Raw genomic sequence first — 17995 nt, 5'->3', positions numbered from 1 at the left:
TCAGGCTAATAAAAAGATGCTTAAGTTAGTGTCATGAAAGATAGACAAAAGCCCTTTAATATTGATGTTGATCGTCTTTGGACAAGCCTTCAAGCAGCTCTGGGGAATGATTTTGAATCCTTGGCCAGACAAAGTGGTTTTATTACTCGTTCAAGTTCCCGCCTCACTGGAGAAATGATGTGCTATTTGAATACCTGTTTGTTTGAGGATACGCAAGGCAGTAGCCTTAATGATTTATGTGTTGAGCTAGACGATCGATTCGGAATAGAGATGAAGAAGCAAAGCTTGGACGAACGCTTCAATACCCATGCAGTCAGGTTCATGCGGAGTATTTATGAGCATGCCTTTCAAGCCTATGGTACTTCTTTAATAAAGAATAGTGATGGGAATCATGGTTTCAGTCAGGTGAAAGTGCTAGATGCTACCAATCTGACACTACCTGGACACCTGAGTGCCTTTGTGGTGGTAACAGCAGTACATCCTGTGCCAAGATACACTATTGCATAGAGCTTCTACAAGGAAAGGCTGATGCATTCTATCTGACCGATGGGGCAAGTAACGATACAGCCTATTGGGACTCAGGGCAGTTCCAGATAGCCCAAGGTGGGTTGGTTCTGTTTGACCTTGGCTATTGGCGGGGTAGACAACTAGGATATATCGCAGAACAAGGAGCCTACTTTTTGTCGCGATATAGGGCCAACATATCGCTCTACAAGCAAGTGGTACAGCAAGACAAACATGAAAAAATAGATTTGATTCAACTATTGGACCGTGTGTCAGATATTGAAGAACACCAACTGTGGATTGGCCAAGAGAAAATCGGGATTAGACTCATTGTGGAACCAGTTCCCGAACAGGTCAGGAAAGCACGTCATACAAGGCTCAAAAGGGAATCTTGCAAGAAAGGAAGAAAATCGAACACTGATTTGAGGAAAAAAATGTGTGGATACAACCTGTGGGTTACAAATGCTCCTGCAACTATATTGCCCAAAGAGAAAACAAGGGAATATTATAGGCTAAGATGGCAGATAGAACTCATGTTTAAAATATGGAAAAGCTTGCTGAAAATAGATAAGATAGAGCGCATGAACATATTCAGATTTGAATGTTATCTGTATGGCACACTCATAGCAATCATGTTCTCTACGGAGATATTTTCTTTTCTACAAGCATCCCTACTCCATCAAACCGAGAAGTCATTAGAACTTAGTGAGTGGAAAGCTATCAAAATTATTAAAAAAAAATCTTTCTGATATGGAAAGCCATTAAGACAGGAAGCAAAAAGAAATTCAAAAAGGTGATTTTGTGGATTAGCAAAAGATTAATACGGTACGCAAAAAAAGAACGAAAAAAGAAAGGAGATATTTATCAGAAATCCCCTTTCCTAATACTGAATATCTTAACCTGACGGCTATGCTGTTGATACCCTGGCCAACCTTTCTCCAGTAGAGAGGCTATCTAGCGATTCACTTTCTATCTCAAGTTTGACTCGATTGAAAATCTCAGAATGCTCTGTGATGTGTATTGCCCTAATCTCATCATAGGAAAGCTGCAAGACCGACTGGAGTTTATCGAAAGAATTTTTCCGAGCATCAATAGCCCTATCAAAATTCATCTTTCCAATATTATAATCAGTGGCCGCACTTGCCACCAGGGTAAATGAAGTACTGTTTCTAATGGATAGATTATTACCAAGAACACCTTGTTCTCCATTGTTATCAAGTATCCCGATATGACTAAAAAACTTCATGTGTAAACCTCCCTGCCCTGAGCCCCCTCTATTGTCATCGTATCCCTCTGGATCATCAAATACTTGACCTCTTACTTCTATAATGTTAGTATTCAAAACTTCAAGCAAAACATCTTTGTCACGCTGAAAATCTACTTGTGTAGCTAGTGGCTCTCCATCCAGGCTCTCAAAATGATAAACTAAGACCCCATGATCAGCTGAAACAAAGGCTTCTCTGCGAAAACGTTTACCGGTAACTTCATATTCTACAGTTAAAATTCCTGTCTCTAGATCAAGCCTGCGCACATAGGATTCAGGTGCACCCTTATGATCAAATGTGAGGAACAGCTTTCCAAGTGGTTCATATGATCGAAATGCGGTAGGCAAAACTGCCAAATGTTCCACCCCATACTCAAAAGCCTGATCATAGTGACCATGCAAGTTTAATTGCTGAAATTTCCTATAATGTTCACCTACATTTTCTGGATACGGGTCTTCAGAGGCACCTGCCCACAAACTTTCTTCATTCAGGTACAACTTCTCCTGATTAACACCTCCAAACACCATAGCGCCTAATTGCCCGTTACCAAGCGGCAAGGCTTCCAACCACTCCGTGGCGGGCTCATCATACCACAATTGATTCTTTTGATATGTTACCTCCGATTGACAGGCTACCAAAAAGGCCCCTAGAATCAGTATTTTTAACATAAAAAAGAATTGTACGGTCAGTTTCATAATCTCTTATTGGTTATTTAGGTATCCATCTACCATTCTTACAAATCATTTAGCCAATTATCTAACCCAGGCTTGGAACAAGCCATCATTAATCCCCCCACAATGGCTAATAGAACAGTTTTTTTCATCTTAATTATTTTTCATTTTGCTCAATAATGGTTATCCAACCAGATTTAATCCGAAATAGGTACCCAGACGGTCATATCGCTTTCTCCTCTATTGGCTCTGGCGTAATAAGGGATGGCCAGCGACTGGTGGAATTTGTCTTTAAATACTATCCTACCGATACCCTGCAAGAAGTCTGACTCAAATGCATAATCCTTGCTGACATCTGAGCTCATCTTTATATCTGTGGCCTGACCTTCATTGTCTATCCCTTCGAAGCAGTAAACAACAGGACCTCTCTCAAAGGCTACCTTGCCACTGTCCTCCTTTACTTGAGAATTGGCAATCACCGTCTTTACCTCCATTGGTAGGTTGAGGGTAACGATGTCATTATTTTGCCAGGCTCTCTCAACTACAGCATAGCCATACTCCATTTTATAATCCACAGGTAAATCGTTGATCAGTAACTCTATTTTACCCTGACTTGGTTTCAAATAATTATAGAGATCAGATGGGACAGGTTGATTGACTGCCCACCCTGGCAAACGGATGCGAAAGATGGCCTCTACTGGTGCCTCTGTTTCTATCACCAGATTTACATTCCCATCCCATGGGTGGTCTGTCCTCTGGGTGATGGTCAGGACTTTATCTGCCACCCCAACCTGCGTTGTGCTTCCGATAAACAGATTTATAAAAATATCCTTATCCTGTTGTGCGTAGATGTAACCGGAGATTGATGGCATAAATCTTACCACATTGGATGGACAGCAAGAGGTCTCGAACCATGGCTCACGCTGACAGTCGCTCTTGCAAAGAAGTTTGTTCGGGTAGAAAAAACGATCTCCTGAGAGGGAGACTCCCGAAAGGAAACCGTTATATAAAGTGCGCTCAAAGACATCCATGTACTTGGACTCACCATGAAGCAGAAACATGCGGTGGTTCCAAAGCATATTGACCACTGCTGCACAGGTCTCATTGTAGGCATTTTCGTTGGGCAGATCATAAGGATTGCCAAAAGCTTCTCCATGTCGAACGCTGCCTATACCTCCAGTGAGGTATAGTTTGGAAGTGGCTACATCTGACCAAATTTTATCAATAGCATTGATGTATGACTTATCCTTTGTTATAGATGCAACATCCGCTATTCCGGTATAGAAGTAACCAGCACGAACGGCATGACCCACTGCTTTGTTCTGCCGAACCAATGGGACGTGATCCTGAGCATAATAGATATTGTCGTCACACGTTGACAGGGTGTGTCCGGCTGCATTGCCTCTTTGATCGATGAAGAACTCTGCCATGTCCAGGTACTTTTCATCTCCTGTAACTTTATAGAGTCTTACCAATCCAATCTCAATTTCCTGATGACCAGGCACTCCCATCAGTTTTCCCGGCCCAAAGGTTTTGCAAATAAGATCCGCATTCTTAATAGCTACATCAAGGAGATCTCTTTTATTAGTGGTCTGATAGTGTGCTACTGCTGCTTCATACATATGTCCCACATTGTATAATTCATGGCTGAAACGGTGGATTTTTTGCCAACGCTCACTTCCACCCATATCAGGAAGACTATCGGAATTGATGGTACGTGCTGTATATAGGTAGCCATCCGGTTCTTGCGCTGAGGCAATCCAATTGATGAGACTATCGAGGTAGGCATCCAACTCAGGGTCGTAAGTCTGCTGCCAAGAATAAGAGGCTCCTTCGATCACTTTGAAAACATCTGAGTCATCGTAAACTTTTCCCTTGAACTTTCCAGACTTCAAGCCTGCAGCTATTGCAAAGTTGTCGAGGCGACCGGTCTCTTGGCATTTCTGAAAATCAAAGGGAATTGTGACCTTTCGGTTTGTCTCTATACGTGGTGACCAAAAGAGATCCTGAACCTTCACTTCGCTAAAAGGAACCTGACTGATGATTTTTTCACTCACCTTTCCATCTGCCGCTCTTTTCGCACATTGAGTAAACAGTATGATGGCTATTGTGGATAGTATAAGTCTATATGTATTCATTTTCCTGATTTCTATTATTCCCATGAGATGTGATTGAGTCGACCGGTGGTCTATGTGTAGTTTTCCGATTATCACCGGTAGACTTCACTCCTCACAAGTTTTAAAGTTCCTCCTTTGGTAATTTCACTATGGCGAAGCTGAAAGGATTGTATTGGGGCTTCATTAATAGAAGCCATGTTGATGTACTCGTTATTAGGGTCACCCTCAGCCTCAATAATCAACGGGTCTCCACTATAATATTCTGGACTCAACGCTATCTCTACCCTTTTAAAAGAAGGACTTGATATATCATAGATGGGATCAGCTTCTACTCCACCGGTCATCTGAAACAAGCCGATTTTCATCAACACTGACAGCGAACCCATTAATCCTTGATCTTCATCTCCATTGTAACCTCTGCTTGTGGACACCCCTTCGTACACAGACTGAACAATTTTTCTAGACCAATACTGTGTTAGGTCAGGTCTTCCGAGATGAGTAAATACAAAAGCAGTCTGGATGGAAGGTTGATTGCCATAATTAATGGGAATTCTAGAATATTCAGGATGGGTTTCTTTAGCATGAGCAGTACCTGACGTGAAACCTAATTTTTGTGCTTCCTGAAACTGAGCATTCAATTTCTCTACGGCTGAGACCTGACCTCCCATCAATGTAGCCAAGCCATCTAAATCTTGCGGTACAAACCATGTCATCTGTGCCGCATTCGACTCCACAAATCCATTGGTATATTCATATGGATCAAATGGTTCCATCCAATCTCCATTGGCATTCTTAGGGCGTATCCAATTTGTTTGGGGATCAAAGACATTTTTATAGTTGCCAGATCTATCTGTAAAATATTTATAGTCATCCTCTTTATTCAATGCCTTGGCCAATTGTGCCAAACACCAGTCTTGATATGCATACTCTAATGTAACACCTCCACCTGCTTGGTGATAGCCAAAATTTCCATCTAGAATTGGATAAGGAACATATCCATTTTTAATATAATAATCCAAACCTCCGCCTTTAGAGGTTTTATGCTCATATCCGGCTTTTGCCATAATACCTCCAGACATATGGTTTTTCTTTAAAGCCGAATACACTTCATTTGCATCAAAATCTCTTAATCCTTTTTGATAGGCTCCAACGATAAATGGAGTACTGCTTGAACCTGTCATCACATAAGTATAATTACCTCCAGCTGGTCCTCGTGGAATCAACCCACCATCTGTATAATACTGCATTAATGAATTAACAAACTCTTCAGCTATCTCTGGATAAACCAATTGCCAAAGCGTCTGTATAGTCCATTGCGCTCCCCAAAATGAATCGGAATTGTAATGATTAAACTTTGGCTTTCCTTCACTATTTAGTGGTAATTGTTTTACCTGAAAATGCTCTCCGGTATTATCAGGATAATATCCGTTTGCATCACTTATGATTCGTCTACCTTGAAGAGCATGCCATAAATCTGTGTAGAATCTACGTTGTTGGTCTTGTGTACCTCCATCTACTTTTATCCTACCCAGATAGCTATTCCATTCCTTTCGTGATTCATTTACTACTTGCTCAAAGTCCCAATTAGGTATTTCTTGGCTTAGGTTATAAGCAGCATTCTTAACTGAAGTATAAGAAATTCCCACTTTCATATTCACCTCTTTTACATCATTCTTGAGATGCACTAAAAATTTCTCCTTATCGGAGGATTGGGAAAGTTCACTAATATCACTGTCCAACTCAATTCTGAAAAAAACTTTGGCAGACTTAGGCCGTCTTATGGTAGGAGCATTGCTAAGTTCTCCTTCTAGAACTCTGGTGCCAACTTGTTTTAAACTTCCATCCACAATCTCTGATGGACCAAGCTTGCCTCCAAGGTTGATTAATATCGCTCCATTATTACCTTCAAAAGTATACCGATGAAAGCCGCATCTTTTTGTACTGGTCAACTCCACTCCCACTTTATGGCGATCCAAATACAGTTGATGATATCCTGGAAATACTTTCTCTTTTTCGTGATCAAAATGAGAATAATAGTCTGAAAAAATATCTTCTGAAGCTTTTGTATCAACAGGCATTACAGCCAAACCTGCCAATTGCCAAGCATGTATATGGCTAATGGCTTTTACCGTATCTGTGTTATACCGGTAACCACTTCCCCAAGCCCCATTAATTTCTGTATCAGGACTTAAATTCACCATACCGAAAGGCCGACAGGCAGATGAGAAGAAAAACCACCTTGAATTTTCAGAATCTAAAAGAGGGTATACTAAATCTACAAATTCTGGCTCAGAAGGTTTTTCAATCGGTTTTGTGATGGAGTTACAAGAAGATGCAACTACCAAAATTATTACAGTAATTATCGCATTGATTCTATTAATAGAATTCATTTTATTTATCATAACCATCTTTAAATTATTGGTTCAAAACCAGCAGCATATTGTCTTTCCCAAAGCTTCATCCCTTCTCGATCGAAAATATGTCCATTGCTACTATCTAGTTCTAATGATTTATTAAGTCTGCTAGATATGTTCGCTAAATGGCACAATAATGAACTTTTTGCTCCTTCATCAATAGGAGAATTGAGTTTGGCTTGGCCTCTAATTGCATCGTAGAAGTTGACTACATGGTCGGTGCTCATATCACCACCGCCTCCCAACACGAGTCCACCTTCGCTACTTCCAGATGATTTTTCTTTCACCTTCTTACCACTTCGGTCGAATACTTCGTAGTGCTCCCTGTCCACCAACACCGTTCCTTCTGTGCCATAGATCACTGTACCTCTACCTCCTGTATAAGTACTATATCCATTTCTTGACTTACCGTCCCAGTTAATCGTTTTGCCGTTGTCAAATTCGAAGGTTGCGTACATTGTGTCGTACATCTCCCAACCATCATCTTTGTAATGTCTCTTACCAGAATCAGTTGTAACTTTATTGGGGAATTCCAGTTGCAATGCCCACCTTGCTACATCTAACTCGTGAGTGGCATTGTTACCAGTCTCAGCTGTGCCCCAGTTCCACCCATACCAGTGCCAATTGTAATCCCAAGTATTATGAAAGTAATCTTGCCTAGGAGCTGGACCTTGCCATAAATCCCAGTTTAAGTCTGAAGGAGCTGCTTGCTTTATCTGTTGAGGTACTTCACCCCTACTGTTGTTGTAATAAGCTACTGCTTTGTAAGCATCTCCAATAATCCCATTTTGGATTTCTTTAATGATCTCAATTGTATGATAGGAAGAACGTTGTTGATTACCCATTTGAATCACCTTATCGTACTTTTTGGCATACTGTACTAGCAACTCTCCCTCCCACGGATTATGGCTACAAGGTTTCTCCACATAAACATGTTTGCCTTGCTCCATGGCCATCCACGATCCTGGAGCATGCCAATGATCTGGAGTAGCATTAAAGATGGCATCTACATCTTTATCACCAAATACCTCCAGCATATCTTCGGTGGTGTTTGGTTTGTAAGGAAGAATATCTTTAAGTTCTTCAAGGGCTCTGTCTATCTGGCTTTTTTTAACATCACACAAATAAGCCAGACGCACATTGTTCTTTTTTTCTAAGCTTGGTACATAAGCACCTACTCGTCTACCAAGTCCAATAAATGCTATATTTAATCGGTCATTGGCACCAATAATTCTTTTATAACTGGCTGCTGAAGTACCTGTGGCAAATGATAATCCCGCAGCTGCTAAGCTTGATTTTTTAATGAAATCTCTTCTGTTACTATTGCTCATAACTCTCTGATTTTGACGTTTTATAGTTTACTTTATTGAAGTAATTTAGGTATTCAAATCAATAATTTTACTATTTAATTTTATGGACGACTTGTTCAGGAGCTTGGAGGATCATTTCATCTTTTAAGTCATGTGTGAAATTTACAACATCGTTTAGAATTACAGATCGGGAGTTGGAGCCATCAGGAAGTTTTATTCGATGCATTTTTAAACCTTCCACATCATCAAAGACGAAAGCGGGTCTATAATCTGTATCATTTAACTCAAATGTCACATTCTTGAATGTTAGACCTTTTACATGCCTTACATAAAATCCCCACGCAGGTAATTCTCCAAACATACTGAACTCAGGATAATCGGAACGCTGTTCTGGTATAAGGCTGAGTTGATTCAACCTTACTTGTGCATATCCTTTGTTAGACCTTCCGGGGTAAATGATTCTGACATTTTCGATTGTTACATTTTCCACATAGTTGTCAGGTAAGCCAGATATTGAAGCTGGAAATACATTGTGAAAAAATGGCAATTCAGGACCTCTGATTTTATAATTTATGTCAGGCACCTCATAAGGTATCTGAACCATCACATCCTTAATGGACACATTCTTCAGAGAGCCTATTTCCCCATTTACATTGCGATGGCCCAACTTGATGAAGATGGCATTTCCTGTATTTATTGCAGTAATACCTGATATCTCTATATTTTCAAGACTTCCACCATCCACGGATTCTAGCGCAATAGCGGATCGAAAGGTATCATAAATACTGACATTTTCAATTTTCACATTTTTGAATCCACCAGTAGAAGCTGTACCAAATTTGATAGCACTGGCACTAGATCTCACCACACAGTTGGCTATGTAAATATTATCATTCAAAACATCAGGATGGTGTGATTTCAGGCAAATGCCATCATCCGCAGAATTTACGTAGCAATTGGTAATTTTAACGTTGGTACAATCTCCAATGTCCATCCCATCATTATTCCAATAAGCATCACTATCGACAGTAACCCGGTTGATTGTCAATTGATCACATCTATCAAAATCTAATACCCAATTTGCCGAGTTTTTGAACGTAACACCCTCCAATATAATCTTTTTACTAAGTGTAAAATGAAGCAGCTTCGGTCTTCTTTCAGGTCTATGTCTTCTGTAATTATAGCGGTCATCCCACGAACCGGCAAAGTATAAACTATCAAGTATTAAAGCTAACTCTTGTCCTCGTCCATTAACTTCACCTTCTCCAATAATGCCTATATCATTAACATTTTCAGCATTGATCCAATGATTCATTTTTTCATTATCCAAATACTTTTTGTGATCAAGACTTCCCAACAAGGCGCCTCTATATTGTATATCAATCGTCACTCCATCTTTCAAAAAAAAAGCTCCTGTAACAAACTGACCTTCAGGTACAATCACCTTACCACCACCAGAAACCGATACTTTGTCAATAGCAGTTTGCAGAATTTGTGTATTGTCAGTTTTTCCATCTCCAATTGCACCAAGTGATACGATGTTGATTTCGGTGCTAACCGTTGAGCTTGAATTATTGCAGTAAACAGTAATCGAAAGTAAACTGAGTATTAAACTTATAAAGAATATTTTATGCATAACTTCATTTCATTTAAGGTTGAAAATTCCATAGCTACTATCAGATTTTAATAGCAGCTTCAAGAGATAGTTTCTACTATCTCTTGAAGACTAAAAGGTGTCAACTGGAACTAGTAACCAGGGTTTTGATCCAAAATAGTTGAAGAGCGATCTAATTCAGATTGGGGTATTGGTCTCAACAAATGATGTTCATCCAAGCTACCTTTGTTTGCCGCCCAAAGATTCATTTTTTCGACACGCTCAATTAGTTTTTCAGTCCGCTTTAAATCAAACCATCTATTGAACTCACCCATCAATTCGCGGGCTCTTTCGTCTAATATTAGGTCAATAGAAATGCTAGAAGGAGTTGCTCTATAAGATACTAATTCCATAGAGCTTATATCTTCTGGGTATAATGCGCACATAGGATCAACTCCTACGCCAACTGCACGGTCAATCAACTTGTTGTAGTATTGATCGGCACTTCCAAGAGCTCCACCACTTGCTCCTTTCAAAATTGCTTCTGCAGCTAAAAGATAAGCTTCTGCTGATCTGAAAAGAGCAAAATCAAATGTGCCATAACCATCACCGTACTGAATATTAGGCTCCCAAAACTTCCACATAGAAGGTGCACCTGCTGTAAGTCTTGAAGCTGGGTCTCCACTTATTTGCTGTTCCAAATTAATAACTGCATAATTTTTAGTTCCACCCTCATCTATACCTTTATCATCACCTGTCGCTGGTTGGTTCCAAGGTGTCCAATAACTTACAGTATCTCCAACATTAAAATTAATAGTAGCAGAAGGATCAGTATAGCTATATTCATAGTTAGCAACAGGTGTTAAGGCATAAATAACGTTAAGAAAGTTATGCTGATATCTAGCATCTTGTTGAGGATCATAAAGTCTATACAAAGAAGGTTGAGGTACATTTTGCCCCAAGTTCCTATTGTAATCGGATGTTCTTCCGTTGCTTCCTACTAATTCTCCGTTTCCAGGCCAGATAGAATGATAATGATTTCCGGGTTCATCAGTGGTTTCATTTACACTGGTCAGAATATCATCCTCATACTGTATGGCAAAAACTACTTCACTATTTTTTGCTTCCTGAGAACCAGAATATTGATTTAGCGGATCAGTAGTTCTGGTTGGAAATAAAGTACTGTAACTATCTTCTAGCGGATAAGCAGCAATCACCTGATCAGCATAATCCAGCGCTTTCTGAAAATCATCGTTGCTTCCACCTAAAGTATTGTCAAAGTTCCATCCTCGTGTTAAGTATACCCTTGATAATAAAAATTGTGCGGCTCCTTTAGTGGCTCGGCCGTAATCTGAAGCAGTAGCAGGGAGGTCTGCCTCAGCTTCTGTTAAATCCTTAAGTATTTGAATATAGATATCTGCTGAAGGTATTCTTTCGATGTTTCTATCTGGAGTTTCTACCTCTTCTAGCGGCATAGGTACATCGCCCCAAGTTTGTACCAGATAAAAGTAACTTAAAGCTCTTAGAAACTTGGCTTCAGCAATTCTTTCAATCTTCAAACTGGAATCTGTAAATGTAACGTCTTCAGCTCTGGATAGAGCAGTATTTGTTCTTCCAATCTGCGTATAAAGTATATCCCAAAAATCCTGAATTGCTCCTGTGGAGGCATTTAAATTAATATTGTACTGATCAAAAGGAGCATTGTCTCCTACTGTAGTTTGAGTCCATGTTGAACCTACCACATCAGTACCTTTAATAACAAGGTCATATTGTAAGATAATATCTCTCAAAGGAGCATAGCAAGATTTTACAAGATCTTCGTATCCTTGTTCAGTATTGTAATACGAGTCTGAAGTGATATCCGTAACGGATTCTTCATCTAAAAAACCTTCACAACCTACTGTAATGATTAACAGGAAAGTCAGGATGAGGTTATATATCTTAAATTTTTTCATTTTATTCATATTTTAATTTACTTGGCTATTAAAAGGATAGATTTACTCCAATCATGTAAGTTGAAAATGGAAGATCATCATTGTATGAACCAGAATTAAATTCAGGATCTAACCAAATTTGTTTGTCTTTAACAAACACAAATGGATTGTCTGCTTGCACATAAAATCTGGCTTTACTAAAATGAATTCTTTCAAGTGCTTCAGATGAAAGACTGTAGCCTAATGTAATATTAGATATCCTTACAAAATTGGCCTCCTTGTATTGGATGGCCTGACGATAAGGGTTTGATTGCCATACACCAAAATACTCATTAGTTGGATTTTCTTCAGTCCAGTAATTTAAATTCAAACCATTATACCTGGCACTTCCCAACTCTCCCATAGTACCACTTAGCATACTATTGCGGTACATCACCCCCTGACGAGTGTAAACAAAGACAGAAAAATCCCAATTTTTATAGGTGAACATATTATTGATACCTGCCATCCATTTTGGAAGCTCATTTCCTAAGACTATCCTATCATCCAGTGCCTCATCGGCAGAGCTTGCAATGGCCCCATCGTTATTTTGATCCACCACCTTTACTGAACCTGGTACCTGATTGTATTCACCTGCTTCATCTTCCTCATCCAATTGCCAAATACCATCGAACTCGTAATAGTAATGGGAGTTTAAAGATTCTCCTACAAAAAGGTTATTAGCAATATCACGAGTTACTGTACCTCCATATAACTCCAGTACTTCATTGTGGTTAGAAGAGAAATTTAAGTTTGTAGTCCAAGTGAAATTCTCTCTATTTATATTATAAGTACTGAGTGAAATTTCAATACCTTTATTTAATATCTTCCCAACGTTTGCTGTAACTGCATCAAAGCCAAGAGAAGTTGGTAAAGCGACATTCTGAATTAAATCATCGGTTGTTTTTCTGTACAACTCCACTGTAGCAGATATTTTATTGTCAAAAAAGCCCATATCCAATCCTAAATTGGTTTCAGTACTTCTTTCCCATTTGAGATCTGCATTGCCAATATTATCTGGGGCATATCCATATGCTGCGTCACCATCAAAATCATAGGAAGTTTTAGCCAAAAAGGCCTGGGTGCTGTAAGGAGATACCACATCATTACCTACCTGGCCATAGCTAACTCTTACCTTCAAATCAGAAAATACATCTAGACCTTGGATAAATTCTTCATCTCCCGCTCTCCATGCAAAAGCTATTGATGGAAAAAATGCCCACTTATTACCCTCTGCCAGTACTGATGATCCATCATAGCGTCCAGTAAAAGTTAATAAGTATTTATCATCAAAACTGTAGTTGAATCTTCCCATAAATGACAAAATTGACCTTTCAGTTAACTGACTACTTGCAGCAGAAATGGTCTCGGCAGTTTGAAAAGCATACCAGCCAGAATAATATGGAAGATCCTGTACATTCACTCCGGAGGACTCATATCTCTCTTGTAGAGCACTTTGACCAACTGTTAGATTGAACTGATTCGAACCTTTATCAACTTTGTAGTTAATTATATTATCTAAGGTATAAGAAGTCTTTATCTCATTTGTAGAATTAGCAACAGGAAGTTTATTGAGTCTGGCTTTTGCATCGGTACCTATAAATTGACCAAACCTTTCATTTAAAACAGATGCCGACAATGAAGTTTTTACACTCAGACCTTTCAAAGGAGTTAACTCTACAAATCCATTCCCCAAGAAATTGGATGTTCTGGTTTCTCTTCTAAAATTCCCCGGTCTTACTTCCATTAACGGATTAGGTACTTGAGAATCTTTAATACCCATCCACATAGCATAACCATCCACATCTCTATCATTGGTCTCTGCAGGATTAAGCAATTCATTATAATATATTGACCCAGTAGGACGCGCTCTGAGTGCTGAGCGAAGTGTTTCAGGAGACCCCAATTCTTGTTTCCCCATCATAAAATAGGTAGTAAATCCTGTTCGAACTACTTTATTTAATTTGCTTTCTATACTCCCCTTGAGACTATATCTTTCGTAACCAGTATGTAGCACATTTCCTTTTTCGTTTAAATATCCTGCAGAAAAATAGTGTGTGGTGGTTTCAGAACCACCTGAAAGTGCGATTACATGACTGGTTTGAATTGCAGGGTCTGTTACTTCATCAACCCAGTTTACAGATTTTCCTTCATCTACATTTGCCTGTTGTTGCTGGGTCCAAATAACATTTGCATTTGGATTTTCTGCAATAACTACATCATTGTAAGCTCGATAAAATTCCTGGGCAGTCATCATATCTGGTAACTTTGGAGTTTTAACTCCAGTATATCCATCATATGTAACCCTCGGCGTACCTGTTTTCCCTTTTTTTGTTGTGATAATAATAACACCATTTGCACCTCTAGCTCCATAAATTGATGTTGCAGAAGCATCCTTTAATACATCGATTGATTGAATATCACTAGGGTTTAAGGTATTCATATCTCCTCCCATAACGCCATCGATTACAACCAAAGGTTCACTACTATAGTTAATCGAATGAACACCTCTAATATCTATAGAATAACCAGATCCTGGTTTAGAATCTACTTTTCTAACATTTACTCCCGCTACCTGTCCCTGTATAGCTTTGGCAGTTTGGGGAGGATTCATACGAGTAACTTTTTCTGAATCAATCGAGCTAATTGCTCCCGTAACATCTCTTTTCTCCACTTCTCCATATCCTATAACAACTACCTCTTCTAATTGCTCAAGGTCAGTTTGTAGAGAGATATTTATTTCACTTTGATTACCAACTGTAATTTCCTGTGTGTTATATCCAATGTAGCTAAATTGTAAAACATCTTCTGTCGTAATATTTAAAGAATAATGACCGTCTAAATCTGTAGTGGTTCCTTTATTTGTCCCTTTAATAATAATGCTTACTCCTGGTAGTGGTTGGCCATCATCTACTGAAGTAACTATGCCTGACACCAATTGCTGATTAATAATTTCTTCTACAACTGGATCATGAGTATATTGTATTTGCTTGTAGGGACTCACATGTATAGTGCCGTTAATTCGCTTAAATTTAATCTTGAAGTCTTTCGACATCAGACGAAGCACATCACCTAAGGATTCATTTTCAACATCAATGTTAATCCTTTGTTTATCATTCACAAATATCTTGTCATAAGCAAAGTTCAGATTAGTTTGCTTAGATATTTCATTGAAAGCATCATTTAACGGTAAGTTTTTTATCTCTAGCGTTAAGATAATTTCTTCGATACTTTTTTTCTGGGAGTAGCCATCTTTGGCTATGATTAAACTACAAAATAATGACTGTAGAAATATCCCATATAAACATATTCTAGACATTTTTAATATTTGTCTTAGTAGTTTCATTTTCATATTTTTACATATTATGGTGGGAAATTATTTTTCATCTAATTATTATAAGATTGCGGAAATCTTGTCGCCAAACAGTTCGTCCGCAATCTTTTCCTTCATTCAACTTTGCTTCTAAAAAAGAAGCTTTCATTGTAAAAATCTTTCTAACTGCTATTCATTTTTTTGTGGATTTTCAATAATTAATACCTTTTTACCTTCAATTGTATACTTGAGTTTCGAGGAATAGCAAATCCCTTCCAATACCTGTTTTAGGGTCGGATTTGTATACCTTCCATTAAATTTTCTTTGTTTTTCTTCTTCGACTTTAATCTCTATTTCCACATCATACCACCTCTCTAATTTCTTCTTAATTATTTCTAATGTGGCATCTTCAAAAATTAAGGTTTTATCTTTCCACGCTATTAGATCAGTAACATCCTTAATTTCAGACTTGATACTGTTCGTTTTTTTATCGAATGTTAGCACTTGATTTTTGGTGAGAAAAGTAGTATTATCTTTCCACTGTTTTTCATTTAATCTAACAGCTACTTTTCCAGAAGAAACAGCGACCTGTACATTGTTATTCCCTTCGTAAGAATTCACGTTAAAGGATGTTCCCAATACAGTAATTACTAAATCTCCCGAATTAATTACAAAAGGTTTTTCGGGGTTTTTAGCAATTTCAAAATATGCTTCTCCTTTTAAGAATACTTCTCTATTATTGCCAGTAAACTTTTCAGGGAATATTAATTTACTCTCAGCATTGAGTTTGATTTTACTTCCATCACTCAACGATAAAGCTAGTTTTTTCCCTTTAGAAACTTCTTTAGTTAAGATTGGCCAATGCGCTACTTGGGGCTGTTCATTTATATCTAAAGGAGTATTTTTATAGTAAATTAATGAAATACCAACAAAAATTATAAATACAGCTGCATATCTTATAAAGTCCTTTGAAAGGATAAAATCTGTAATTGATGTTATCCTGTCTTTTTTACTTTCTTTATCAGACTTTAATATATTTTCTAATATCTCGTGATATCTATTTTCTTCAGGTTGAGGTGAATGCTCATAATCTATAGATTGAAAAATTTCTATAGCTCTTTGTATAGTTCCTACTTTTTCTGGATTTCTCTCAATCCAATTATTCCAAAAGTGAGTTTTTTCTGTAGATCCTTCCTTTAACCAACTCATAAAAAAGTCGTCTTTAAGGAAATCCTCTAACTTAAATTCTTCATATTTTTTCATTTCTGTAAGTAGGTTCTAATAACTAGATACAGAAAGACATAAAACAACCGTAAGAATTTTAATTTTTTTTTGAAAAAAAATATCGCTCAGAAAAAGAGTGGTTAATAACTAAAAAAAATAGCTATAAAAGTATAGAATATTTGAGGTTTAAAGTCATGCATTGACTCTTTTAGCTTATCTACGGCTCTATATAAAAGGTCACGAGAATATTTTACTTTAGAGAAATTCATTATTTCTGAAATTTCTTGATAAGATAAATTCTCGTAAAAATAATAGATGATAATCTCCCTTTGCTTAGTCGTTAGGTTGTTAAATGCTTCTTTTAGTGCTTGTCTTGTACTTTCATCTATTTCAGAATTGATAAGAAAGGTTTCTTGAGATAAATTGATCTGGAAATTATAACCATCTAATAAGTTATCACTAAACTTAAACCTACTTTGTTTAGATAAACTTCTAAAAATTCTACTTCTCATAGATTTGTACAAATAGAATTTAATAGAAGTTACATCTGCTAGATTTTTTCTTTTTGATCGTAACTCTATAAATAATTCTTGAATACAATCTTCTACTAATCCTGTATCTTTCGTAAACTGGTGGCCATACCTAAAAAGTAAATTAAAGTAGTTTTTATAAATGCTGATAAAAGCTTCTTCATTTCCGTTTTTAAAATCTTTCCAAATTTTTTGATCCGGAGGATTTGAAATGGATTGCGTTATGCCATGTTTAAGGTTTAGACTATCGTAGCTTGTTAGTCGTATATTTTTTTTCATATTCATATAAAATAGCATTACCTTAAAAACTGCTTTTTAAGGTAATATTAAAAGTGCACAAATAAATGTAGCAAATTAAATCTGGATAGTAAAAATTAGATTTATGAATAATGACGAAATTGTAGTAACTACAAAAGTTTGCCTATCTAAATATTGTTATTTTTTATTTTAAAAGAATATAATTCTAATTTTGCTTATATTTAAGTAAAATAATATAGTCTTATATGGAATTTAAGTAATTATTGATTTAGATTTTTCTAAAAATACGATAGGCAATAAAAGTATCAACTTCAATATGTTAGTATATAGTTAACCTTACTACATTTTTTGCTCATATAGTATTTCGGCTTTCTTCTAATAAACATAATAGTCCATTATACGCTTTTTCAAGTTTTAATGCAAAATTTGTTAGATATATAAATTAACCTCATCCTTGTGAATATTTTTTTACTGCAAGGCATTTAATACCTTAACAGTTGTTATACAATTTCCAGCGATTCAATTAACTCGTCTTTAAATTCATAATGATAAGTTAATGTAAGCGGACTTCCCGGAAAGGTACCTGAAATTTCTGCTTTTAAGGTCTCTTGGGCTTCTGAGTATTCAAGCGGTTTCATTGTTACCTGATATTTCTTGTTGGCTTCTTCAATCCAATTTTTTATTTCTACTTTACCGTTGTGTGTTTTCCCTTCGTCAAAAACCATGGCTGTTTTGGTAAAACAATTAGCGTAAGCTGTACTGTCAAAATTGTCCTGTGCTTTTACTAAGTCTCCTATTACTTTTGGTAAATTCATTTTTTAA

Annotated in this window: 12 protein-coding genes; 2 read left to right on the top strand and 10 right to left on the bottom strand. The window is 37.3% G+C overall.

Annotated features, from left to right (window positions below; translation table 11 throughout):
- Positions 1 to 186: 186 nt before the first annotated feature.
- Together OQ292_RS32095 and OQ292_RS32090 are read left to right on the top strand one after the other, a co-directional pair.
- Positions 187 to 507, top strand: coding sequence for a hypothetical protein (locus OQ292_RS32095; RefSeq protein ID WP_284686050.1), 321 nt, complete (start codon positions 187 to 189; stop codon positions 505 to 507).
- Positions 492 to 1253, top strand: coding sequence for an IS4 family transposase (locus OQ292_RS32090; RefSeq protein ID WP_348970693.1), 762 nt, complete (start codon positions 492 to 494; stop codon positions 1251 to 1253). The genes OQ292_RS32095 and OQ292_RS32090 overlap by 16 nt, the downstream gene beginning before the upstream one ends.
- Positions 1254 to 1411: 158 nt before the next feature.
- On the opposite strand, the gene OQ292_RS32085 is transcribed toward OQ292_RS32090, so the two are convergent.
- The 10 genes from OQ292_RS32085 to OQ292_RS32040 form a co-directional block, all read right to left on the bottom strand.
- Positions 1412 to 2464 (bottom strand): glycoside hydrolase family 95 protein, encoded by a 1053-nt coding sequence (locus OQ292_RS32085; protein WP_284688215.1) that lies wholly within the window; start codon positions 2462 to 2464, stop codon positions 1412 to 1414.
- Between the two features lie 173 nt (positions 2465 to 2637).
- A complete protein-coding gene (locus tag OQ292_RS32080; RefSeq protein ID WP_284688214.1) occupies positions 2638 to 4602 on the bottom strand; it encodes a glycoside hydrolase family 127 protein in 1965 nt (654 codons plus the stop codon).
- Positions 4603 to 4649: 47 nt separating this feature from the next.
- Entirely contained in the window at positions 4650 to 6947 is a 2298-nt protein-coding gene (locus tag OQ292_RS32075; protein WP_284688213.1) for a GH92 family glycosyl hydrolase, read from the bottom strand.
- A gap of 20 nt (positions 6948 to 6967) precedes the next feature.
- Positions 6968 to 8302, bottom strand: coding sequence for a Gfo/Idh/MocA family protein (locus OQ292_RS32070; protein WP_284688212.1), 1335 nt, complete (start codon positions 8300 to 8302; stop codon positions 6968 to 6970).
- Positions 8303 to 8372: 70 nt separating this feature from the next.
- A complete protein-coding gene (locus OQ292_RS32065; protein ID WP_284688211.1) occupies positions 8373 to 9917 on the bottom strand; it encodes a glycoside hydrolase family 28 protein in 1545 nt (514 codons plus the stop codon).
- 110 nt (positions 9918 to 10027) lie between these two features.
- Positions 10028 to 11830 (bottom strand): RagB/SusD family nutrient uptake outer membrane protein, encoded by a 1803-nt coding sequence (locus tag OQ292_RS32060; RefSeq protein WP_284688210.1) that lies wholly within the window; start codon positions 11828 to 11830, stop codon positions 10028 to 10030.
- Positions 11831 to 11858: 28 nt separating this feature from the next.
- The gene (locus OQ292_RS32055; RefSeq protein ID WP_284688209.1) at positions 11859 to 15200 is read right to left on the bottom strand and encodes a SusC/RagA family TonB-linked outer membrane protein; all 3342 of its coding nucleotides are present in this window, start codon (positions 15198 to 15200) and stop codon (positions 11859 to 11861) included.
- A 150-nt stretch (positions 15201 to 15350) separates the two neighbouring features.
- Positions 15351 to 16424 (bottom strand): FecR family protein, encoded by a 1074-nt coding sequence (locus OQ292_RS32050; RefSeq protein WP_284688208.1) that lies wholly within the window; start codon positions 16422 to 16424, stop codon positions 15351 to 15353.
- A 101-nt stretch (positions 16425 to 16525) separates the two neighbouring features.
- Complete coding sequence (locus tag OQ292_RS32045) at positions 16526 to 17194, bottom strand: RNA polymerase sigma factor (protein ID WP_284688207.1); 669 nt, start codon at positions 17192 to 17194, stop codon at positions 16526 to 16528.
- Between the two features lie 479 nt (positions 17195 to 17673).
- Entirely contained in the window at positions 17674 to 17988 is a 315-nt protein-coding gene (locus tag OQ292_RS32040) for a nuclear transport factor 2 family protein (protein ID WP_284688206.1), read from the bottom strand.
- Positions 17989 to 17995 lie beyond the last annotated feature (7 nt).

The organism is Chondrinema litorale (genome assembly GCF_026250525.1).
Taxonomy (GTDB): Bacteria; Bacteroidota; Bacteroidia; order Cytophagales; family Flammeovirgaceae; genus Chondrinema; species Chondrinema litorale.
This window is presented reverse-complemented; position numbering and strand designations above follow the sequence as displayed.